Raw genomic sequence first — 21,748 nt, 5'->3', positions numbered from 1 at the left:
CAATCCTGTAACCAAGCGTTAAAGGGCGCAGTCAAGACGGTTGCAGCCATGGCGGCGTCTGCACCGCAAGCCTGAAGGAGGCGAATGGACACCCTAGCCGGAGGAAGGACAGGGACGCCCTGTTGCCTCCCTGCACCCGAGTGGCCGTCTCAACCAGGCCTTAACCCACCCGGTCCCGCAACTGAGCCATCACCGGCGCGGTTTCCGGGCGCACACCGCGCCAGCAGGCAAAGGCTTCCGCCGCCTGCTCCACCAGCATGCCCAGGCCGTCGATGACCCGCTGCGCGCCGTGCTCCCGGGCCCAGCGATTGAAGGGGGTCAGGTCGGGGCCGTACATCATGTCGTAACTGACCGTGTGGGCGGCAATGATCCCGGCATCGAGCGGTGGCAGGTCGCCCTGCAGGCTGGCGCTGGTGCCGTTGATGGTCAGGTCGAACGGCTCCGTCACGTCGGCGAAGCCGCAGCCCCGTACCGGGATGTCGTTGCTGAACAGGGACGCCAGGGCCTCGGCCTTCTCCACGGTGCGGTTGGCGATGACGATCTCCGCCGGTTTCTGGCCCAGCAGCGGGCGCAGCACGCCGCGCACGGCGCCACCGGCGCCCAGTACCAGGATGCGCTTGCCGGAAAGATCCAGGCCCTGGTTGACGGTCAGGTCCTGGACCAGGCCCAGGCCATCGGTGTTCTCGCCACACAGTTGACCGTCAGCATCCTGAAACAGCGTGTTGACCGCCCCGGCGGCTTCGGCGCCGGGCGTCATCCGGTCAACCAGTTCGTACGCCGTCTGCTTGAACGGTACCGTGACGTTCAACCCCTTGCCGCCCCGTTCAAAGAAGGTCCGTACCGTGCCCGGAAAATCGTCCATCGGGCACTGGATTGCCGTGTACTCCAGCGACTCGCCGGTCTGTTGGGCAAACAGGTTGTGGATCAGCGGCGATTTGCTGTGGCTGATGGGGTTGCCCATCACGGCGTACAGATCCTGGGTCATGCTTGTTCGTTCTCCTCCGCCAGCCAGTCCCGGTCCGTCAGGAAAAAGGCCGTCAATTCATACTCCGGCGTGCCTGGTTCCGGCTGCCGGTTGTAGTCCCAGCGGGCCAGGGGTGGCATCGACATGAGGATCGATTCGGTACGGCCGCCGGATTGCAGGCCGAACAGGGTACCCCGGTCGTAGACCAGATTGAACTCCACGTAGCGGCCGCGGCGATAGAGCTGAAAATTCCGCTCGCGTTCGCCGTAGTCCATGGTCTGGCGGCGCTCGACGATGGGCGCGTAGGCCGGCAGGTAGCTGTCGCCCACCGCCTGCATGAAGGCGAAGTCGCGGTCGAAGTCGCCGCTGTTGAGGTCGTCGAAGAACAGGCCACCGACACCGCGCGGCTCCTGGCGGTGCTTGATGTGGAAATAGTCGTCGCACCACTGCTTGTAGCGCGGGTAGACATCATCGCCGAACGGCTCGCAGGCGCGCTGGGCGGTGCGATGCCAATGCACGCAGTCGTCGCGGAAGCCGTAGTAGGGGGTCAGGTCGTAGCCGCCGCCGAACCACCACACCGGGGGTGCATCCTCGGGCCGGGCAATGAAGAAGCGTACGTTGGCGTGGGAGGTGGGCACGTAGGGGTTATTCGGATGCATCACCAGCGACACGCCCATGGCTTCCCAGGGGGCGCCGCTGAGTTCCGGGCGATGCGCGGTCGCCGACGGCGGCATGCGGTCGCCCAGGACGTGGGAAAAGTTCACGCCGCCTTTTTCGAACACCCGGCCCTCGCTGATGACGCGACTGATACCGCCGCCGCCTTCGGGCCGGTCCCACTGGTCGGTGCGGAATGCGGCCTGGCCGTCCAGGCCGGACAGGCGCTGACAGATCGAATCCTGCAGTGATAGTAAGTACTTCTTTACTTCGGTGCTATTGGGTTCCATACCCTCTCCACGTTAGCGGCTGGGTCAGCGCAACCGGCGCCCGGATGGCAGGTCGATGATACGGCTGGGCTGACGCTGCTCGCCCAGTTGGCCAGGCAGGATGGCGTCCAGGGTGTCGCCGAAATAGCGGGCCACCTGCAACCGGCTGCGGGCCGGGTTGCGACCGGCGGGATTGCAGGAGGTGGACACCAGTGGGCCGCCGAACGCCTGACAGAGGCGCTGGACGCCGGGATGTGCACTCACCCGGACCGCCACCGAGCCGTGCCGGCCCTTGATCCAGGGCGGAATCAGCTCGTCCGGGTCCGGCAGCAGGCAGGTGACCGGCCCCGGCCAATAGCCCGCCGCCCGTTCGCGCAGCTCGGGCGCCAGCGGATCCAGTAGCGGCGCCACCTGCGCCACCGACGCCGCGACCAGGATCACGCCCTTGTGCTCGGGGCGATCCTTGAGGGCCAGCAGTTGCTCGACAGCGTCGGCGTCCCAGGGATCGCAACCCAGGCCCCAGACGGCTTCGGTGGGATAGGCGATGACACCGCCGGCCTCCAGGGCGCCGACGGCCTCGCGCAGGTGCCACCACCCCGGCGGGTAGCGACGGGTTGTGCTGGGAGTGTTCGAATCCATGGCTCAGTCCGTGTTGAAGGTGTTGCCACACCCGCGGTTGCTTCGGCCTGGCATTATGGCGTCTGGGGCCGCAGGTGAACAGACTCCTGCGGACAACCCGCACTCATCCGCGCTGGTATCCCCCGGGGACGGTGAGGATCAGCCCTTCCAGTTCCAGCATCAGGATCGACTGCATCAGCACATCCGCCGTCAGCCCGGTCCGCTCGCACAAGGCGTCGGTGCTGCAGGTCTCGAATTCCAGTGCCCGCAGGATCTGCTGCTCGCGGGCGCCCAGGTGCTCGGGAATCGGCGGCGGCGATGCCTCGGCAGAGCTGCCGGACGGGCCCGTCGATGGCGGCCCCCAACTGGCCAATTCCTCCTCGATATCATCGACCGTTTCCACCAGGGTCGCGCCCTGCCGGATCAGCCGGTGGCAGCCGCGCGCCTGGGGATTGTTGATGGCGCCGGGAATGGCGAACACCTCGCGCCCCTGCTCCAACGCCAGGCGGGCCGTGATCAACGAACCGCTCTTGAGATTGGCTTCCACCACCAGGGTGCCCTGACTGAGACCGCTGATCAGCCGGTTGCGGCGGGGAAAGTGACCGGCCCGGGCGCGGGTGCCGGGCGGGTATTCCGAGAGCAGGGCACCGCGTTCGGGGATTGCCCGGGCCAACGCGCGGTGGGCCGCCGGGTAGGGCACATCGATGCCGGTGCCGAGGACGCCGATGGTGGCACCGTTGGCATCCAGCGCGCCCTGGTGGGCCGCCCCGTCGATTCCCAGCGCCATGCCGCTGGTCACCACAAAGCCGCGTTCGGTAAGGGCCCGGGCAAATTGCCGGGCGTGTTCCAGGCCCGCGCGAGTCGCCTTGCGGCTGCCGACCATCGCCAGTTGTGGGCGGGACAGCACATCGCGCTGGCCGGCCAGGTACAGCAGGGGCGGGGCGCCGTGGGTTTCCCGCAGCAACGCCGGATAGTCCGGATCGGCCCAGTGCAGCCGCTGGATGTTCAGGGCCTCGCAACGCTGCCAGGCGGCCATCGCCCGGGCCAGGGTGGGCTGGTTGGTGTCGCCGTGCTGCCAGGCGAGAATCGCCTCCCGGGCGGGCGGCTTGAGCCCCAGCGCCTTGAGGGTGGCGACGTCGAAGTCGAGCAGTTCCAGCGGATCAGGCAGGTGGTCCACCAGGGCCTGCCAGCGATGATCGCCCAGGCCGGGCAGGTGGCCAATCAGCAGCCAGGGGGCGTCGGATGCCCGCAGGAAGGCATCGGCGGCGTGGTGAGCAGTCGTGTCGGTCATAAATCAGTCCATTGGGATCACGCGCATCGTCCTGACGCGCCGGGCACCGCCTCTCCATCCGGCGCCCACAAAAAACGGGAGGCGGCGAACCGGCTCCCGTTGTCTATCCAATCTGTCCAGGCGAGCGGTCCATCCGCTCACACAGGTCGGGTCAGGGGTTGCTCACCCGATCACCGACCGCCAGGGTCCGGGTTGCCTTGAGCACCAGACCATAGCTCAGTTTCTCATAGCTCTGGAAGACCATCAGCAGACCGGCGCGCTCGTCCGGCAGCTTGACCGCTTCCTTGGTGACCGGGTCCTGTACGGTGTTGCCGGCCTGGAACACCGCCAGCACGTTACCCGGTTTGAGGCCTTCGCGGGTGCCACGGTTGATCACCACCACGTCGTACTGACCGATCTGGGTGACGCCGCCTTCCACCGCAATCATCGAGCCGGTGATGTCGCTGTCCGGCGCGCTCGGCGAGAAGGTGGTGTTGATCTTGCGGTCTTCGGTGGGCAGCAGGCGGTCGCCGATGCGGACTTCTTCGTCGCTGCGCTTGAGCTCCATGGTCAGTACTTCACCGTTGGTGTCGGTGATCTCACCGGAACCGATGGCCTTGGCTTCCAGCCCCAGGAACTCGTTGGTTTCCGGATCGGTGTAAACGCGGTTGCGGCGGAAGATGCCCAGGTTGTCGTTTTCAGCCTCACCCCGGGCGTAGACGGTGTCGCCGGCGCCGGTAATGATGCGGGAATCCTCACCCTCGAGGATGTAGGGCGCGGCCTCAAGCACCTCCGGGTCGACGACGCGGGTATCGCTCAGGAAACCTTCGATGGCGTCCAGCGGAATCGCCGGCACCGGGGTGTCGATCGGGGTGGAGCGCACCTTGGGCGACAGCTTGACCACACCACTGCCGCCTTTCCTGGCCACCTTGGTCACACGAGGCTCGCCGTCGATATAGACCAGTGCCAGCTGATCGCCGGGATAGATCAGGTGCGGATTGCTGACCTGGGGATTCACGTGCCAGATTTCCGGCCAGTACCAGGGGTTGTCCAGAAAGCGGGATGAAATGTCCCAGAGGGTATCGCCCTTGACGACAGTGTAGCGATCGGGATGGTCCGACCGTAACTCAGGGCCGGCCGCATGTGCTCCCTGCACCAGCAGCAACACAGCCGTCAGAACATACAGCAGTTTCCTCATTGTCCGGGTCCTTGATTGCTTTACTTTGTCCGGTGGAACCTGAGCCCGCTTGGCGTCCGGCGAAACGGTTCCGCTACCCACATCCCCCTACTATAGAAGATGTCAGTCGGTTTGTGATGTTATCTTTTGTTCTTCCAGTAAATTCTGGATTCAGACAGTAACAGGCCCGGCCGGCGTTCGCAGGGGGTTCTGTCATGCCTGGTCAGTTTGTAATCAGCCCGGGAGATGATAGATAATAGACTATCGGCGCCATTGAGGACGTCATCTTGAAACTCGCCGCGCGATCCCGATCATAGAGGATACGGGAGGGTCAATGTGCGGTACACCGTCGCATTTTGGCCAGGAAACGCGGTCAACCAAATGATTTGATACCCATGATACTTGAGATTCTGGAATTCCCCGATCCGCGCCTGCGGACCGTAGCCAAGCCGGTCGAGACCGTCACCGACGAGCACCGCAAGCTGATCGATGACATGTTCGAGACCATGTACGACGCCCCGGGGATCGGCCTGGCGGCGACGCAGGTAAACTGGCACGAACAGATCATCGTCATGGACCTGTCGGAAGACCAGAGCGAGCCGCGGGTCTTCATCAACCCGGAATTCGAGGTGCTCGAAGGCGACCTGCAGGGTATGCAGGAAGGCTGTCTGTCGGTGCCGGGCTTCTATGAAGAGGTCAACCGGCCGGATCACGTCATGATCCGCGCCCTGGACCGCAACGGCGACGCGTTCGAGGAAGAGGCCACCGGGCTGCTGGCGGTCTGTATCCAGCATGAGATGGACCACCTCAAGGGCAAGCTGTTCGTCGATTACCTCAGTCCGCTCAAGCGCACGCGGATTCGCAAGAAGCTGGAAAAACAGCACAAGATCCGGGCCTGATCACAGGCCCACCCGTTTGTGGTTTACAATGGATCGGACAGGACCGGGCAACAGGCCCGGTTTTTTCGTTTGTAACGGGTCCCCGCCACCCTGTACACCCAGACCGACAGACCAGCAACAGACCGAAGGAGGCGCCGCGTGCGCATCGTTTTCGCCGGAACCCCGGATTTTGCCGCTATCGCACTGAAGGCGCTGCTTGCGCACGGCCATGACGTGGTGGCCGTCTACACCCAGCCGGATCGCCCGGCCGGCCGCGGCCGCAAACTGAGCCTCAGTCCGGTGAAGCAGGTGGCCCTGGACGCCGACATCCCGGTGTGCCAGCCGGAGAGCCTCAAACCGGCCGACGCCCAGGCGGAGCTGGCTGCCTTCGATGCCGACGTCATGATCGTGGCCGCCTACGGCCTGATCCTGCCGCAGGCGGTGCTGGATCTGCCCCAGCGCGGCTGCCTCAACATCCACGCCTCGCTGCTGCCTCGCTGGCGCGGCGCCGCGCCGATCCAGCGCGCCATCGCCGCGGGCGACACGGAGACCGGCATCACCATCATGCAGATGGATGCCGGCCTGGATACCGGTGACATGCTGCTCAAACTGACCACGCCGATCCACGCCGACGACACCGGCGGCAGCCTGCACGACCGCCTGGCGGACCTGGGGGGACAGGCCATCCTCACGGCACTGACCGAACTGGCGAACGGCAACCTGCAGCCTGAACCGCAGAACGATGCCGACGCCAACTACGCCCACAAGCTGAACAAACAGGAAGGGCACCTGGACTGGCAGCAGCCAGCCACCGACCTCGACCGTCTGGTACGGGCCTTCAACCCCTGGCCGGGCACCTTTACCGACGCGGGCGAGCAGCGTCTGCGCATCCACGCCGCCACCGTGCTGGACGCGCCCAGCGCAGCCGCCCCCGGCACCGTACTGCGCCGTGAGAGGGACGGCGCCGAGGTGGCCTGTGGCGAGGGCGTGCTGCGCCTGACCCGGGTGCAGCTGCCAGGCAGCCGCGCCCAGAGCGTATCGGACCTGATCAACGGCGGCCGCGATGTGCTGCTGCCGGGCGAGGTGCTGCACTAGATGGCCCGCCAGCAACTTCCCCTGCGCGCACTCGCGGCCCGGGTGATCCAGTCCGTCACCCAGGGGCAGTCCCTCTCCGATGCGCTGCCACCGGCCCTGCGTCAGGCCCAGGAACAGGACCGCAGCCAGTTGCAGGCCCTGTGCTACGGCACCTGCCGCTGGTACCACCGCCTCGACGCCGAACTGCAGACACGCCTGCACAAACCGCTCAAGAAGGGCGATCGCATTGCGGTGCCGCTGATCCTGCAGGCGCTGTTCCAGCTGCGTCACAGTCACCAGGCCGAGCACGCGGTGCTCAATGAAACCGTGGCCGCCTGCCGGTCGTTGGGCAAACCGCACCTGGCAGGCCTGGTGAACGCCATCCTGCGAGCGGCCCAGCGCGACGGCGAGCCCGAGCCAACGACGCCGGCCGCGACCTTCAGCCACCCCCAGTGGCTCACCGAAAAGCTGCGCCATAACTGGCCGGACCAGTGGCAGGCGATTCTCGACGCCAACAACGCGCAGGCGCCCATGACCCTGCGCGTCAATGCCCGCCAGGCCACCCGCGACGCCTACCTGGCCGCGCTGGACGAGGCCGGCATCGAGGCCAGCGCCACCCGTTTCGCGCCTCACGGCATCCAGCTCGCGGAACCCTGCGGCGTCGACCGGCTGCCCGGTTTCGCCGAGGGGCGCGTCAGCGTGCAGGACGAGGCGGCCCAGCTGTGCACCGAACTGCTCGACCTGGCCCCCGGTCAGCGGGTGCTGGACGCCTGCGCCGCGCCGGGCGGCAAGACCTGCGCTATTCTGGAGGCACAGGCAGAAATCAAAGAGGTGGTGGCTCTGGATCAGTCGGCGCAGCGCCTGGAACGGGTGCGGGAAAACCTGGAGCGGCTGCGTCTGCCGGCCACGGTCAGCGCCGGCGACGCCGCCGACCTGGAGCGCTGGTGGGACGGGGAGCCGTTCGACCGCATCCTGCTGGACGTGCCCTGCAGCGCCAGCGGTGTAATTCGCCGCCATCCGGACATCAAGCTGCTGCGGCGTGAGGACGACATCACGCCGCTGGCCGCCATCCAGATGGGGCTGCTGGAGCGCCTGTGGAGCACCCTGAAACCGGGCGGTAAACTGGTCTACGCCACCTGTTCCGTGTTCCCACAGGAAAATCACCGTATAATCCAACGCTTTATCAAGGCGCATGAGGACGCTGTCCTGACCATGCCGCCGGTTTCCTGGGGTCAGGACACCGGCGCAGGGCGGCAGCTCTTCCCGGACGCCGGGTCGCACGACGGGTTCTTCTACGCCTGCCTGACCCGACAGGACGATCACGCAGCCAATCAGGCCTCTACGTCATGAAAATCATCATCCTCGGCGCCGGCCAGGTCGGCGGCACCCTCGCCGAGAACCTGGCCAACGAAGCCAACGACATCACCGTCATCGACAGTGACAGCAGCCGGCTGCGCGAGCTCCAGGACCGGCTCGATATCCGCACCGTGCAGGGCCGCGGGTCCTATCCGAGCGTATTGCGCCAGGCCGGCGCCGAGGACGCGGACATGCTGATCGCGGTCACCAACAGCGACGAGACCAACATGGTCGCCTGTCAGGTGGCCTACTCGCTGTTCAAGACGCCGACCAAGATCAGCCGGGTGCGGGCCAACGCCTACCTAGCGCGCAAAGAGCTGTTCAGCACCGACGGCTTCCCCATCGACGTGCTGATCAGCCCCGAGCAGGTGGTCACCCGCCACATCACGCGGCTGATCGAGTACCCCGGCGCGCTGCAGGTGCTGGAGTTCTCCAAGGGGCTGGCGCGACTCGTCGCCATCCAGGCGACCAAGGGCGGCCCGCTGGTGGGCCACGAGCTGTCTCACCTGCGCACCCACATGCCCAAGATCGATACCCGGGTGGCGGCCATCTTCCGTAAGGACCGCCCCATCATCCCGCAGGGGGACACGGTGATCGAAGACGGCGACGAGGTCTTCTTCATCGCCGGCACCGACCACATCCGCTCAGTGATGAGCGAGCTCCAGCCGCTGGAAAAACCCTACAAGCGCATCTTCATCTGCGGCGGCGGCAATATCGGCCAGCGTCTGGCGCACAACCTGGAAAACCGCTACCAGGTGAAGCTGATCGAGCGCAACCGGGACCGCTGCGTGATGCTGTCGGAAAACCTGCGCAAGACCATCGTATTGCAGGGCAACGCCGCCAACAAAGACCTGCTGCTGGAAGAGAACATCGAGAGCACCGACGTCTTCTGCGCCGTCACCAACGACGACGAGGCCAACATCATGGCGTCGCTGCTGGCCAAGCGGCTAGGGGTGCGCAAGGTGCTGACGCTGATCAACAACCCGGACTACGTGGACCTGATCCAGGGTGGCGAAATCGATGTGGCCATCTCGCCCCAGCAGACCACCATCGGCAGCCTGCTGACCCACGTGCGCCGGGGTGATGTCGTAAACGTTCACTCACTGCGCCGGGGCGCTGCCGAGGCGATTGAGGCCATCGCCCACGGCGACCACCGGTCGTCCAAGGTGGTGGGCAAGCGGCTGGATGAGATCCCGCTGCCGGAAGGCACCACCATCGGCGCCATCGTGCGTCATAACGAGGTTTTGATTGCTCACGACCACCTGCGCGTCCAGCCCGACGATCACGTGATCCTGTTCCTTGTGGACAAGTCCCGGATCCGCGACGTCGAGCGCCTGTTCCAGGTTGGTCTGACCTTCTTCTGATCCGGGTTTAATCCGATTCATGCGACTGTCGGTCATTCTCAAGATCCTCGGCATCCTGATGATGCTGTTCAGCTTCACCATGCTGCCGCCGCTGGGCATCTCGCTGATCTATGACGACGGTCAGTGGCTGCGCTTCGCCGACGCCATGGCGATCGTCTTCATCGGCGGGCTGCTGGTGTGGGCGCCGTTCCATTCGGTACACGGCGACCTGCGGGTGCGCGACGGGTTCCTGATCACCACCCTGTTCTGGGTGGTACTGAGCGTGGCCGGCTCGATTCCCTTCTACCTCAGCGATAACCCGCCTCATTCCTACGTGGATTCGCTGTTCGAAGCCGTCTCCGGCCTGACCACCACCGGCGCCACGGTGATCACCGGCATCGACGACCTGCCGCATTCGATCCTCTGGTATCGCCAGCAGCTGCAGTGGCTGGGCGGCATGGGGATCATCGTGCTGGCGGTGGCGATCCTGCCGATGCTGGGCATCGGGGGCATGCAGCTGTACCGCGCCGAGGTACCGGGCCCGGTCAAGGACAATAAGCTCACCCCACGCATCGCGGAAACCGCCAAGGCGCTGTGGTACATCTACGTGTCGCTCACCGCGATCTGCGCCATTGCCTACTGGATGGCGGGCATGAGCTGGTTCGACGCCATCGGCCACAGTTTCTCCACCATCGCCATCGGCGGGTTTTCCACCCACGACGCCAGCATCGGCTATTTCAACAGCCCGGTGATCGAGATGATCGCAGTGGTGTTCATGGTGCTGTCCGGCGCCAATTTCGCGCTGCACTTCATGGCCTGGCGCCAGCGCAATCCGCTGCTCTATCTGGCGGACTCGGAATTCAAGCTGTATATCGGCGCGCTGATCGTGGTCAGCCTGATCACCATCGGCGTCCTTATCGGCACCGACACCCTGGGCCCCATGGAAGCGGTCACCAGCGGCATCTTCGAGGTGGTCTCCCTGGCCACCACCACCGGCTACGCCACCGCGGATTTCTCCGTGTGGCCGGCCATGCTGCCGTTCCTGCTGTTCGTGATGTCCTTCATGGGGGGCTGTGCGGCGTCCACCGGCGGCGGCATCAAGGTGGTGCGCATCCTGCTGATCTTCCGGCAGGGGTCGCGGGAAATGAAACGCCTGCTGCACCCCAACGCGGTGATGCCGGTCAAACTGGGCAACCGGCCGGTCTCGGACCGGGTGCTGCAGGCGGTGTGGGGCTTCTTCTCGGTCTACATGTTCATGTTCGTGGTGCTGCTGGTGATCCTGCAGGCCACCGGGCTGGATCAGGTGACCGCCTGGACCGCCGTCGGCGCCACCATCAACAACCTGGGCCCCGGCCTGGGCGAGGTGACCTATCATTACGGCACCATCAACGATACCGCCAAGTGGGTGCTGTGCTTTTCCATGCTGCTTGGGCGGCTGGAAGTGTTCACCCTGCTGTTGCTGCTGACCCCCGCTTTCTGGCGCCGCTAGTACGCGCCGTTCCAGACGGGGAGGCGGCGGCCCAAGTCGACTGTACAAAACACGAACAGGTTTCGAAATAGCGTGGCGAGAAGCGTATAATGCCGGTTTTCGCGCGCGCCGCGGGTTGTTTCCACACGCCCGATCCCCACTTAACCAGTGCGCAAGGCGCCACACACAGAGAGATAGACAGGCAACCGTCGTGACTGAGATGGCAAACACGGACATCAAGACTTTCCAGGGCCTTATCCTGGCCCTGCAGCAATTCTGGGCACGGCACGGCTGCGTCGTTCAGCAGCCGCTGGATATGGAAGTCGGGGCCGGCACTTTTCACCCGTCCACTTTCCTGCGGGCGATCGGTCCGGAAACCTGGAACGCGGCCTACGTTCAGCCCAGCCGCCGGCCCACCGATGGCCGTTACGGGGAAAACCCCAACCGTCTGCAGCATTACTACCAGTTCCAGGTGGTGCTCAAGCCATCGCCGGACAACATCCAGGAGCTGTACCTGGATTCGCTCAAGGCGCTGGGCCTGGACCCGCTGGTGCATGACATCCGCTTCGTCGAGGACAACTGGGAATCGCCCACGCTGGGCGCCTGGGGCCTGGGCTGGGAAATCTGGCTCAACGGCATGGAAGTCACCCAGTTCACCTACTTCCAGCAGGTGGGCGGCCTGGAATGCTACCCGGTTACCGGCGAGCTGACCTACGGTCTCGAGCGCATCGCGATGTACCTGCAGGGCGTCGACAGCGTCTATGACCTGGTCTGGACAGAAGGCCCGGACGGCGTGGTGACCTACGGCGACGTGTTCCACCAGAACGAGGTGGAAATGTCGACCTACAACTTCGAACACGCCGACATCGACTTCCTGTTCCAGTGCTTCGACGTTCACGAGCGCGAAAGCCAGCGCCTGATCGAAGCGGGCCTGGCCCTGCCGGCCTACGAACAGGTTCTGAAGGCTTCGCACACGTTTAACCTGCTCGATGCCCGTCACGCCATTTCCGTGACGGAGCGGCAGCGCTATATCCTCCGCGTACGCACCCTGGCCCGCGCCGTGGCCCGGGCCTATTTCGACAGCCGCAAGGCTCTGGGCTTCCCCATGGCGCCGGATGCCCTGCGTGAAGAAATGCTGGCGGACGCGGAAAAAGGGGACGCATGATCATGGCAACACAGGATTTTCTGGTCGAAATCGGCACCGAGGAGCTGCCTCCCAAGGCGCTGAAGACGCTGTCCGAGGCGTTTACCGCCGGTTTCTGCAAAGGCCTCGACGACGCCGGTATCGAGTATGGCAAGGTGGAATCCTTTGCCGCGCCGCGCCGTCTGGCCATCCGCGTCAGTGACCTGGCCGACGCCCAGCCGGACAAGGCTGTGGAAAAACGCGGTCCCGCCGTGAAGGCGGCCTTCGACGACGCCGGCAACCCGACCCGCGCGCTGACCGGCTTCGCCACGTCCCTGGGCGTGACGCCGGACCAGCTGGATACCCTGGAAACCGAAAAGGGCGCCTGGGTGGTCTACCGCACCGTCGAGCAGGGCAAGGCCACCGCCGATCTGGTGCCGGATCTGGTCAACCAGTCGCTGGCCGGTCTGCCGATTCCCAAGCGCATGCGCTGGGGCGCCCACAAGTCCGAATTCGTGCGCCCGGTGCACTGGATCGTGCTGCTGTTCGGCAGCAAGATCATCGACGCCGATATCATGGGGCTGCCGGCGGGTAACGAGACCCGCGGCCACCGCTTCCATTGCCCCAAGGAACTGATTATCCCGACGCCGGACGCCTACGAACTGGTCCTGCGCGAGGAAGGCTACGTGCTGGCCAGCTTTGCCGAGCGTCGCGACAAGATCCGCGCCGGCGTGACCCGCCTGGCGCAGGAGAAGGAAGGCAAGGCAGTCATCGATGAGGAACTGCTGAACGAAGTCACCGCCCTCAACGAATGGCCCGTGCCGCTGATGGGCGCTTTCGAGGAACGCTTCCTGGACGTGCCCGCCGAGGCGCTGATCTCTTCCATGAAGGAACACCAGAAGTACTTCCACGTTGTGGATAACGCCGATCGCATGCTGCCGTTGTTCATCACCGTGGCCAATCTGGAGAGCAAGGACCCGCAACAGGTGGTCGAAGGCAACGAGAAGGTCATCCGTCCGCGTCTGGCCGATGCCGCCTTCTTCTACGACACCGACCGCAAGCACACCCTGGAGAGCCGCATCGACGCCCTCAAGCCGATCGTCTTCCAGGAAAAACTGGGCAGCCTGCACGACAAGTCCGTGCGCGTGGCCAGCCTGGCGAAGAAGATTGCCGAAGCCATCGACGGCAACCCGCAATACGCCGAGCGCGCCGCGATGCTGGCCAAGACCGACCTGGTCAGCGAAATGGTGCTGGAGTTCACCGACCTGCAGGGCATCATGGGCGAATACTACGCCCGCAATGACGGCGAGCCGGACGAGGTGGCCGGGGCCCTGAACGAGCAGTACATGCCGCGCTTTGCCGGCGACGACCTGCCCCGCAGCCTGACCGGTTGCGCGGTGGCACTGGCGGATCGCCTGGACTCGCTGGTGGGGCTATTCGGCATCAACCAGCCGCCGTCCGGCACCCGCGACCCGTTCGGCCTGCGTCGCTCGTCGCTGGGCGTGCTGCGCATCATCGTCGAGCGTGAGCTGCCGCTGGACCTGGAAACCTGCTGCCAGTGGGCGGCCGAGAACTTCACCTCGCTGACGGTGGAGGACCCGGTCACGCCGGTGGTCGACTACATGCTGGAACGGTTTCGCGCCCATTACGAGGAACAGGGCATCGGCGCCGAGGTTTACCTGGCGGTGCACGCCCGCCGTCCGACCCGGCCGCTGGACTTCGAACAGCGTATCCAGGCTGTGGAAAAATTCCGTCAGCTGCCGGCCGCCGAAGCCTTGGCCGCTGCCAACAAGCGCGTGTCCAATATCCTCGTGAAGCAGGGTGGGGACAGCCTGGGCGACACCGTCGACACCAGTCTGCTGCAGGACGACGCGGAGAAGGCGCTGGCCGACGCGGTGGACGCCCAGGCGGAGAAAGTCGCGCCGCTGTTCGCACGAGGCGACTACGCCGCGGCACTGGCGTCCCTGGCGGATCTGCGCGAGACGGTGGACCGTTTCTTCGACGAGGTCATGGTGATGGCCGACGACGAGTCCGTGAAACGTAACCGGCTGGCGCTGCTCAACCGCCTGCGGAACCTGTTCCTGCAGGTGGCGGACATTTCCCTGCTGCCGACCGGCTAGCGCGATGCTGATCATCCTCGACCGCGACGGCGTGATTAACCGTTACCACGGTGAATACATCTGTTCGGTCGAGGAGTGGCTGCCGATAGCCAGCAGCATCGACGCCATTGGCCGCCTGACCCGGGCCGGGCATCAGGTGGCCGTGGCCACCAACCAGTCCGGCATCGCCCGGGGTTTCTACGACCATCTCATCCTCGACGCCATGCACGCCCAGCTGCGCCGCCTGGTGGACGCCGTGGGCGGTCGCATCGACTGCATCGCCTACTGTCCGCATCACCCGGACGAGGACTGCAACTGCCGCAAACCCCGCACCGGTCTGCTGGAGGACATCCGCGACCAACTGGGTCTGGCGGACCTGACGGACGCGATCATGGTGGGGGACAGTCGCAAGGACCTCGAGGCGGGCCTGGCGGCGGGCTGTAAGGCCGCCGCGCTGGTTCGTACGGGCAACGGCCGGCAAACCGAAAAAGAGCTGCACAAGGCGCCTCTGGGCGCTGTGACGGTCTGGAAGAATCTGTCTGCGTTTGTGGATAACCTGCTCGGCGCGGACGGATCCTGATCCCGCCCACCGACTGACTCGCCGGCCGGCAAAAAAGACCGCATAAAGGGGTGGCATTCCCCGCAATCATCAGTATAATACGGCCGAAATTCGGCGTGTGGCGCAGTCTGGTAGCGCACTTCGTTCGGGACGAAGGGGTCGCAGGTTCAAGTCCTGCCACGCCGACCATTTTCCCTCCCTTCAATGACTTAGCGTCATTTACCCCGCGTTTTCCACAGATCAATCCCAATCTTGAAAGGTCAGGCCGTAACCGCCATTCTTCGGTATACTGCCAGCAGCAACGTTGCCAACGGCAAAGCCTTCCTGACCGACCGGATTCGCGCACTATGAGTCAACAATCCTCAGCGGCCGCCACCGCGCCGAAACATCAGCAACGCCCCTGGGCCGACCTGCTGATCAGTATCGTTATTCCTTCCGTCATCCTCATGAAGTTCAGCGGCGAGCAGGACCTGGGGTCGGCCAACGCGCTCATCGTGGCGCTGGCCTTTCCATTGGGTTGGGGTCTGTATGAACTGGTCCGCTTTGGCAAGAAGAACTTCATTGCGGTACTGGGGCTGATCAGCATCCTGTTGACCGGCGGCATCGGCCTGCTGCACCTGGATGCCGAATGGCTGGCGATCAAGGAAGCCGCCGTGCCACTGATCATCGGCCTGGCCGTGCTGATATCCACAAAGACGCGTTATCCACTGGTGCGGACGCTACTGTACAACCGCACGGTGCTCGATGTGGATAAAATCCACGATGCGCTGGTGGAGAAGGGCAATGAAGGGGTGTTCGAAACCCGTCTGATGCGGGCCAGCTACTACTTCGCGGGCACATTCCTGTTTTCCTCGGTGATGAACTACATCATCGCCAAATGGATCGTCACCAGCCCGTCCGGCACACCGGCGTTCAATGAGGAGCTGGGCCAGATGACCCTGGTGAGCTATCCGATGATCGCCATCCCCTCGATGATCATGATGATCGCCATTTTCTACTATCTGTGGCGCGCCATCCGTAACCTGACCGGCTTCAAGCTGGAAGAGGTACTGTCACCGGCCCTGGCCGCCGCCCAGGACGACAAAGACAAGTCCTGATCGGCCACGGATCCTCCCCTTCAATTGAGTTTTCCACAGATATAAAAAAGCCCGGGCAATGCCCGGGCTCTTTATATCCAGATCTTTTAACAGATCTATCCACAGCTTTTTACACGTCGAGGTTGGTCACTTCCAGCGCGTTGGTCTGGATGAAGTCCCGACGCGGCTCCACCTCGTCCCCCATCAGGGTGGTGAAGATCTGGTCCGCGGCGATGGCGTCCTCGATGGTCACCTTCATCATGCGGCGGGTGTCCGGATCCATGGTGGTTTCCCACAGCTGTTCCGGGTTCATCTCGCCCAGCCCCTTGTAGCGCTGGATGTTGAGGCCGCGCTGGGCTTCCTTCATCAGCCACTGCAGGCCACCCTCAAAGCTCAGTACAGCCTGTTTGCGCTCGCCACGCTGGATGTAGGCGCCTTCCTCGATCAGACCGTCCAGCTTTTCCCCAAGGCGGGCAATGGCCGCGTAAGAAGCTGACTCGAAAAACTCGTGATTGAAGACGTGGGTCTGTGGGATGCCGTGCACGAAGATTTCCACACGCGGCAGATACAGTTTGCGCTCTTCGTCCTCGTGGACCGAGAACACGTACTTGGTGCCCGTGCGGGTATCCAGATCGAGGCCTGCACCCAGGCGTCCGACCCATTCGGTAACCGCATCGCGGTTGCTCAGGTCTTCCGGCTTGAGGGAGCTGTTGTAGATCATCTGCTCCAGCACCTTGGTGGGGTAGGCGCGGGACAGACGATCGATCATGGCCATCACCGACTGGTATTCCTTCACCAGGGATTCCAGCGCGGAATCGGCGATGGGCGGAGCCGACGGATTGACGTAGAACTGGGCACCTTCCAGGGCGGTCTGGGTCAGGTAGGCTTCCTTGGCCTTCTCGTCCTTCAGGTATTGCTCCTGCTTGCCACGCTTGACCTTGTAAAGCGGCGGCATGGCGATGAACACGTGGCCGCGCTCAATGATCTCGCGCATCTGGCGGAACAGGAAGGTCAGCAGCAGCGTGCGGATGTGGGAACCGTCGACGTCAGCGTCCGTCATGATGATGATGGAGTGATAACGCAGCTTCTCCGGATCGAACTCTTCGCGACCGATGCCGCAGCCCAGGGCGGTGATCAGCGTGCCCACTTCGGCGGAGGACAGCATCTTGTCGAAGCGCGCCTTCTCCACGTTGAGAATCTTGCCCTTGAGCGGCAGGATCGCCTGGGTGCGGCGATCACGACCCTGCTTGGCGCTGCCGCCGGCCGAATCACCCTCCACAATGTACAGTTCGGACAGGGCGGGATCCTTCTCCTGGCAGTCCGCCAGTTTGCCGGGCAGGCCGGCGATATCCAGAGCGCCCTTGCGGCGGGTCATTTCCCGCGCCTTACGCGCCGCTTCCCGGGCCCGCGCCGCGTCGAGCATCTTGTTGACGATGATCTTGGCTTCGTTGGGCTGCTCGTTCAGGAAGTCGGAGAAGGTCTGATACAGCTCCTGCTCGACCGCGGTCTTCACTTCTGAGGAGACCAGCTTGTCCTTGGTCTGGGAGGAGAACTTGGGATCCGGCACCTTCACGCTGATGATCGCGGTCAGACCTTCCCGGGCGTCATCGCCGGAGGTGGCGATCTTGGCCTTCTTGCCCAGCCCTTCCTGCTCGATGTAGTTGTTCAGCGAGCGGGTGAGGGCAGCGCGGAAGCCTGCCATGTGGGTACCACCATCCCGCTGCGGGATGTTGTTGGTGAAACAGAAGATGTTCTCCTGGAAGGCATCGTTCCACTGCATCGCCACTTCCACGGCGATGCCGTCTTCGCGTTCGCCATTGAAGTGGAATACCCGGTTCAGGGGCGTCTTGTTGGTGTTCAGGTGCTCAACAAACGCCCGCAAACCACCTTCGTACTCGAAGAGATCTTCCTTGCCGGTCCGCTCGTCGGTCAGGCGGATACGCACGCCGCTGTTCAGGAACGCCAGTTCCCGCAAGCGCTTGGCCAGGATGTCGTAGTGGAAAACGATGTTGCTGAAGGTTTCCGGCGACGGCACGAAGTGCACTTCAGTCCCGGTCCGGTCGGTTTCGCCTTTCTGGCTGAGCGGGGCATCCGGGACGCCATCGTGATAGGTCTGCTCCCAGACCACTCCGTCACGCCGGATCGTCAGGCGCAGCTGGGCGGACAGGGCGTTGACGACGGAAACCCCGACGCCATGCAGGCCACCGGAAACCTTGTAGGTGTTGTCGTCAAACTTACCGCCAGCGTGCAGGACGGTCATGATGACCTCGGCGGCGGAAACGCCTTCTTCCTCGTGCATATCGACCGGGATGCCCCGGCCATTGTCGCGCACGGTCACCGACTCGTCAGGATGGATGACGATGCCAATCTCGCTGCAGAAGCCGGCGAGCGCTTCGTCAATGGAGTTATCGACGATCTCGAAGACCATGTGGTGCAGGCCCGTGCCGTCATCCGTGTCGCCGATGTACATACCGGGACGTTTGCGAACGGCATCCAGCCCCTTGAGGACCTTGATGCTGGAGGAATTATAAGTCGACGTTGTCATTCGGACGCTCCTAAAGCGCAGATCTTATTCTTCCGTAAACTCGCCATGTTCCACGTGGAACACTTTGAAATCGGGCATGGGTTCCTGCCAGAGTTCGGCAGGTCGTGGCGGTTCGATCGAGGTGATGAACACCTGGCTGCCAAGATCTCGGAGCTTGCCAGCCAGCATTCGACGGTGATTCTCGTCGAGCTCCGCGTTGATATCGTCCAGTAAGAACGTGCATTGCCGGCCATGCTGCTTGAGCAGCTCGCCCTGGGCAATCTTCATCAGTATCACCAGGGTTTTCTGCTGGCCTCGCGACAGGGTTTCCGCCACCGGGCGACCCTGGTATTTGACGCGTACGTCGGCACGATTGGGGCCGTACAGGGTATGTCCTACCTTGGATTCCTGCTCCCGGTGCCCGGCCAGCACATCCGCCAGACGGGCTTTGCGATCCCAGCCGGGAAAAAACTCGAACTTGAGATCCTGTCGCCACGGCGCATCGATATCCTCGATGATGCGCTCCAGCAGCGGACGGAACTGATCGAACACGGCTTTTCGGACTTCAGTCACCTGCTCCGCCAGAGCAACATACTGCCGGTCCCAGATGCTGAGCAACGATTCGTCAATTCTACCATTTCTGAGAATTTTATTCCGCTGCGAAATCGCCCGCTGGCACTGCTGCCACAGGGTCGAGAAACCATGTTCCACGTGGAACACTGACCAGTCGAGAAACTGCCGCCGCTTACCGGGACCACCGGTCACAATATCGAAAGTCCCCGGATCGATCACGGACACGGGTAAATGACGCGCCACGAAGGAGAGCGTCTTCACACGTTCGCCATCCACCTTCAAGCGGGTCTCGCCCTGGGCGACATCCCGAAACAGACCAATGCGATGGGTCAAGGGGTGGGGCGACGCGCCCGCCAGCTCAGGCTCACGGACTTCGCCAAACACCGTCAGGTTCTCTTGTCCGTGGCGAACCACCGCCTCGTGACGATTGACCCGGAAGGATCGCCCGAGACCGAGATAGGCAATGGCTTCCAACACACTGCTCTTGCCGCTGCCATTGGCACCGTAGATCAGGTTCACGGAAGGGGAAAAGTTGAGATTGGCGGGCGCCAGGTTACGAAACTGTTGGGTCTGAAGTCTGAGTAGTGCCATGCACCCGGTGTGTCCGTTCCAGAAAGGCCAATCCGTAGTCTACAGGTTAACGGGCGGCGAATGCAGTCCCGACGTCGACATCCTTCAGCAGCACGGCGTACCTAAACCCAACGCTTCCGAAACGCCCCAATCGTTCCGCCGCTGTGTATAAATTCGCTGGCTCGCTTCCCCAAATTACTCAGGCATTCGCGCCGACGCGAATTTCTCCCACACAGTTGTCCACAGGATAATCCGTGGCGAAGGCCGGTCTGGAAGGCTTCGACCAGAACACCGATTATGCCCCAACTCCGCTCGCGAATCCGGCCAGCCCTGCTCCTTCCTATATTGCCAATACGACGTAAAGCCTTGGCTGGCGCGGCCCTAAATGACATAGCGCACTCGCCAATTGAGTCAGCGCACGGCTGCTATCGCACCAAAATGCCGTCGAGCCAATCCGGGAGACCGACTGTGCATACGGCACCAACCGCCGCAGCGGACAGCCCGCCCAGAAAGTTTTCCACAGATATCCTTTCTGATTCGCTAAGGTTTGTCGCTTCGGATTTCCTCTGGACAGAGTTTAACCAGGAGTCATCAAAGTTCTGGAGCTCCGAGAGCCAAACCCTACCGACAGTCGGCACATCGAAGATCCAAAGACGGCCACCAGCAGAAAAGAGTAGCGGACCAGGCAGAGCCAAAAGTCCCGGCCGTCATCCACCGATTACCGTTGATGATCTATCGGTACAGGATGTTCAACTGGCCGATGGCATGGCCTTGAAGAAGGGGGCTGACTGATACTCGGAAGGGGAAGCGAGGGAGAGAAGGCATCGAAGTAAGATGTTCCACGTGGAACATCTTACTTCGGCCAAGATAGATAGCCTCTTGGAATCAATGCAGAAGATTCAGGCGCTCGTCCATGAACATGTCCATTTCCGGCGCGAGGATATGCACATAGCGGTCGAAATAAAGGAACTGCTTGATCAGCAGCGCAAACTCGCGCGGGAAATGCAGGCCATGGGATTCACCGATCTTCACCATATCCATCAGGATATTGTTCACCTCGTCCTCTGCCTCCTCAGCGGCACAGGGCGTGTCCGGCACCATCCGGTCCATCTGGTTATACAGACGCCGAAGATCGTCCGCCAACTGGTTGACGTCTATCCTGGCATGGGTCACCCCGATCCGAACCATCGCATCCGCCATGCCTTCGAACTGCCCGACCATCACCGCGGAAATAAAATCCGACACCGCCTGCCACGTGTCCGGCTTGATTCGGCCGACAATGCCAAAGTCGATAAAGCCCACCCGACCATCGCGCAGCACCATCAGGTTGCCCGCATGGACGTCGGCGTGAAAAAACTCGCATTGGGTGAGGCTGGAGAACCAGGTGTTCATTGCGGTGATTAACGTGCGTTCCGGATCGCTGGTGACCGCTCGAATCGACTCAAGATCGGTCAGCGGCACGCCGTAGAAACGCTCCATGGTCAGCACCCTCCGGGTACTGCAGGCTTCGTAAACCCTTGGAACCGTTGCCTCCATGTTGTGACTGTCACTGAGGAACTGTCGGAACGTCTTGAGGTTGTTCGCTTCCTTGATGAAGTCACACTCCTCCATCATCGTACGCTGGATTTCCTCGACAATGCCGGACAGCGACGTCCAGGACAATTTAGGCGCAATGGTTTCCAGAACCCGCGCCGATACGTAAAGGAAGTTAAGATCCGTGAGCAGGATGTTTTCCACACCCGGCTTCTGGATCTTGATCACCACATCTTCACCGGTGACCAACCGAGCCGCATGAACCTGGGCAATGGAAGCCGACGCCAGCGGGACCGGATCAATATGCGCGAAAACGGATTCCAGAGGCTGTTTCAGTTCCTCGCGCAGGATTTTCCGCATCAGTGAAAAGGGCAGGGCGGGCGTGCGGTCGAGACATTTCTGGAACTCTTCCACATAACCGGGCGGGAAGAAGGTGGGGGAGCTGGCGATGAACTGGCCAAGCTTGATGTAGGTCGCACCCAGGTTTTCAAACGTCTGCCGCAACAGTGCCGGCGTTGGCGGTCGGTCGCCGCGAAGCCAGCTGACCCCGGTTTTGCCGAGTACGGTCAGAGTCTGACCGATCCGGAAGGCGCCCTTGATGCCATTCACTACCATTGTAA

The 21,748-nt window shown here is 63.1% G+C and carries 17 protein-coding genes and 1 tRNA gene; 10 read left to right on the top strand and 8 right to left on the bottom strand.

What is annotated here, in order from left to right:
* Window positions 1-160 precede the first annotated feature (160 nt).
* The 5 genes from aroE to GQB00_RS16910 all read right to left on the bottom strand — a co-directional run bounded on the left by aroE (window position 161) and on the right by GQB00_RS16910 (window position 4,973).
* Complete coding sequence (gene aroE, locus GQB00_RS16930) at window positions 161-985, bottom strand: shikimate dehydrogenase (protein ID WP_165857187.1); 825 nt, start codon at window positions 983-985, stop codon at window positions 161-163.
* Window positions 982-1,908, bottom strand: a complete 927-nt coding sequence (gene hemF / locus GQB00_RS16925) for an oxygen-dependent coproporphyrinogen oxidase (RefSeq protein ID WP_111498429.1) — start codon at window positions 1,906-1,908, stop codon at window positions 982-984. The genes aroE and hemF overlap by 4 nt, the downstream gene beginning before the upstream one ends.
* A gap of 24 nt (window positions 1,909-1,932) precedes the next feature.
* Window positions 1,933-2,526: an L-threonylcarbamoyladenylate synthase gene (locus GQB00_RS16920; protein WP_111498428.1), complete on the bottom strand. Its 594-nt coding sequence runs from the start codon at window positions 2,524-2,526 to the stop codon at window positions 1,933-1,935.
* A gap of 103 nt (window positions 2,527-2,629) precedes the next feature.
* Complete coding sequence (gene dprA, locus GQB00_RS16915) at window positions 2,630-3,796, bottom strand: DNA-processing protein DprA (RefSeq protein ID WP_165857186.1); 1,167 nt, start codon at window positions 3,794-3,796, stop codon at window positions 2,630-2,632.
* 151 nt (window positions 3,797-3,947) lie between these two features.
* Complete coding sequence (locus GQB00_RS16910) at window positions 3,948-4,973, bottom strand: LysM peptidoglycan-binding domain-containing protein (RefSeq protein ID WP_111498426.1); 1,026 nt, start codon at window positions 4,971-4,973, stop codon at window positions 3,948-3,950.
* Between the two features lie 374 nt (window positions 4,974-5,347).
* Between GQB00_RS16910 and def the strand changes: the two genes are divergently transcribed.
* The 10 genes from def to GQB00_RS16860 all read left to right on the top strand — a co-directional run bounded on the left by def (window position 5,348) and on the right by GQB00_RS16860 (window position 15,949).
* Window positions 5,348-5,851 carry a peptide deformylase gene (def, locus tag GQB00_RS16905; protein ID WP_111498425.1) on the top strand — a complete coding sequence of 168 codons (504 nt, stop codon included), beginning with the start codon at window positions 5,348-5,350 and terminating at the stop codon, window positions 5,849-5,851.
* 138 nt (window positions 5,852-5,989) lie between these two features.
* Complete coding sequence (gene fmt, locus GQB00_RS16900) at window positions 5,990-6,925, top strand: methionyl-tRNA formyltransferase (RefSeq protein ID WP_165857185.1); 936 nt, start codon at window positions 5,990-5,992, stop codon at window positions 6,923-6,925.
* On the top strand, window positions 6,926-8,254 hold the full coding sequence (gene rsmB, locus GQB00_RS16895; protein ID WP_165857184.1) for a 16S rRNA (cytosine(967)-C(5))-methyltransferase RsmB: 1,329 nt from the start codon (window positions 6,926-6,928) through the stop codon (window positions 8,252-8,254).
* Complete coding sequence (trkA, locus tag GQB00_RS16890; RefSeq protein ID WP_111498422.1) at window positions 8,251-9,624, top strand: Trk system potassium transporter TrkA; 1,374 nt, start codon at window positions 8,251-8,253, stop codon at window positions 9,622-9,624. The genes rsmB and trkA overlap by 4 nt, the downstream gene beginning before the upstream one ends.
* A 19-nt stretch (window positions 9,625-9,643) precedes the next feature.
* Entirely contained in the window at window positions 9,644-11,092 is a 1,449-nt protein-coding gene (locus GQB00_RS16885; protein ID WP_111498421.1) for a TrkH family potassium uptake protein, read from the top strand.
* Between the two features lie 199 nt (window positions 11,093-11,291).
* Window positions 11,292-12,236, top strand: a complete 945-nt coding sequence (glyQ, locus tag GQB00_RS16880; protein WP_111498420.1) for a glycine--tRNA ligase subunit alpha — start codon at window positions 11,292-11,294, stop codon at window positions 12,234-12,236.
* A gap of 2 nt (window positions 12,237-12,238) precedes the next feature.
* Window positions 12,239-14,314 (top strand): glycine--tRNA ligase subunit beta, encoded by a 2,076-nt coding sequence (glyS, locus tag GQB00_RS16875; protein WP_165857183.1) that lies wholly within the window; start codon window positions 12,239-12,241, stop codon window positions 14,312-14,314.
* Window positions 14,315-14,318: 4 nt separating this feature from the next.
* Complete coding sequence (gene gmhB, locus GQB00_RS16870; RefSeq protein ID WP_111498419.1) at window positions 14,319-14,873, top strand: D-glycero-beta-D-manno-heptose 1,7-bisphosphate 7-phosphatase; 555 nt, start codon at window positions 14,319-14,321, stop codon at window positions 14,871-14,873.
* Window positions 14,874-14,964: 91 nt separating this feature from the next.
* Window positions 14,965-15,041: transfer RNA gene (locus GQB00_RS16865), tRNA-Pro, on the top strand.
* A 158-nt stretch (window positions 15,042-15,199) separates the two neighbouring features.
* Window positions 15,200-15,949, top strand: a complete 750-nt coding sequence (locus GQB00_RS16860) for a VC0807 family protein (RefSeq protein ID WP_111498418.1) — start codon at window positions 15,200-15,202, stop codon at window positions 15,947-15,949.
* A 109-nt stretch (window positions 15,950-16,058) separates the two neighbouring features.
* Here GQB00_RS16860 and gyrB read toward each other — a convergent pair whose 3' ends face one another.
* The 3 genes from gyrB to GQB00_RS16845 form a co-directional block, all read right to left on the bottom strand.
* The gene (gene gyrB / locus GQB00_RS16855) at window positions 16,059-18,473 is read right to left on the bottom strand and encodes a DNA topoisomerase (ATP-hydrolyzing) subunit B (protein ID WP_111498417.1); all 2,415 of its coding nucleotides are present in this window, start codon (window positions 18,471-18,473) and stop codon (window positions 16,059-16,061) included.
* A gap of 24 nt (window positions 18,474-18,497) precedes the next feature.
* The gene (gene recF / locus GQB00_RS16850) at window positions 18,498-19,616 is read right to left on the bottom strand and encodes a DNA replication/repair protein RecF (RefSeq protein ID WP_165857182.1); all 1,119 of its coding nucleotides are present in this window, start codon (window positions 19,614-19,616) and stop codon (window positions 18,498-18,500) included.
* Between the two features lie 864 nt (window positions 19,617-20,480).
* The gene (locus GQB00_RS16845) at window positions 20,481-21,743 is read right to left on the bottom strand and encodes an ABC1 kinase family protein (RefSeq protein ID WP_165857181.1); all 1,263 of its coding nucleotides are present in this window, start codon (window positions 21,741-21,743) and stop codon (window positions 20,481-20,483) included.
* Window positions 21,744-21,748: the final 5 nt, after the last annotated feature.

Origin of the sequence: Marinobacter sp. JSM 1782161, assembly GCF_011421605.1 — a bacterium.
Classification (GTDB): domain Bacteria; phylum Pseudomonadota; class Gammaproteobacteria; order Pseudomonadales; family Oleiphilaceae; genus Marinobacter_A; species Marinobacter_A bohaiensis.
Note: the sequence above shows the minus strand (reverse complement) of the source record. Positions and strands in the feature narration are given on the sequence as shown.

What these genes read in the sequence shown, in the direction of transcription:
- GQB00_RS16860 (WP_111498418.1), top strand. Translation starts at nt 15,200, where the DNA reads ATGAGTCAACAATCCTCAGCGGCCGCCACCGCGCCGAAACATCAGCAA.
- glyQ (WP_111498420.1), top strand. Translation starts at nt 11,292, where the DNA reads ATGGCAAACACGGACATCAAGACTTTCCAGGGCCTTATCCTGGCCCTG.
- aroE (WP_165857187.1), bottom strand. Translation starts at nt 985, where the DNA reads ATGACCCAGGATCTGTACGCCGTGATGGGCAACCCCATCAGCCACAGC.
- gmhB (WP_111498419.1), top strand. Translation starts at nt 14,319, where the DNA reads ATGCTGATCATCCTCGACCGCGACGGCGTGATTAACCGTTACCACGGT.
- gyrB (WP_111498417.1), bottom strand. Translation starts at nt 18,473, where the DNA reads ATGACAACGTCGACTTATAATTCCTCCAGCATCAAGGTCCTCAAGGGG.
- glyS (WP_165857183.1), top strand. Translation starts at nt 12,239, where the DNA reads ATGGCAACACAGGATTTTCTGGTCGAAATCGGCACCGAGGAGCTGCCT.
- rsmB (WP_165857184.1), top strand. Translation starts at nt 6,926, where the DNA reads ATGGCCCGCCAGCAACTTCCCCTGCGCGCACTCGCGGCCCGGGTGATC.
- trkA (WP_111498422.1), top strand. Translation starts at nt 8,251, where the DNA reads ATGAAAATCATCATCCTCGGCGCCGGCCAGGTCGGCGGCACCCTCGCC.
- GQB00_RS16910 (WP_111498426.1), bottom strand. Translation starts at nt 4,973, where the DNA reads ATGAGGAAACTGCTGTATGTTCTGACGGCTGTGTTGCTGCTGGTGCAG.
- GQB00_RS16920 (WP_111498428.1), bottom strand. Translation starts at nt 2,526, where the DNA reads ATGGATTCGAACACTCCCAGCACAACCCGTCGCTACCCGCCGGGGTGG.
- GQB00_RS16845 (WP_165857181.1), bottom strand. Translation starts at nt 21,743, where the DNA reads ATGGTAGTGAATGGCATCAAGGGCGCCTTCCGGATCGGTCAGACTCTG.
- GQB00_RS16885 (WP_111498421.1), top strand. Translation starts at nt 9,644, where the DNA reads ATGCGACTGTCGGTCATTCTCAAGATCCTCGGCATCCTGATGATGCTG.
- dprA (WP_165857186.1), bottom strand. Translation starts at nt 3,796, where the DNA reads ATGACCGACACGACTGCTCACCACGCCGCCGATGCCTTCCTGCGGGCA.
- recF (WP_165857182.1), bottom strand. Translation starts at nt 19,616, where the DNA reads ATGGCACTACTCAGACTTCAGACCCAACAGTTTCGTAACCTGGCGCCC.
- def (WP_111498425.1), top strand. Translation starts at nt 5,348, where the DNA reads ATGATACTTGAGATTCTGGAATTCCCCGATCCGCGCCTGCGGACCGTA.
- hemF (WP_111498429.1), bottom strand. Translation starts at nt 1,908, where the DNA reads ATGGAACCCAATAGCACCGAAGTAAAGAAGTACTTACTATCACTGCAG.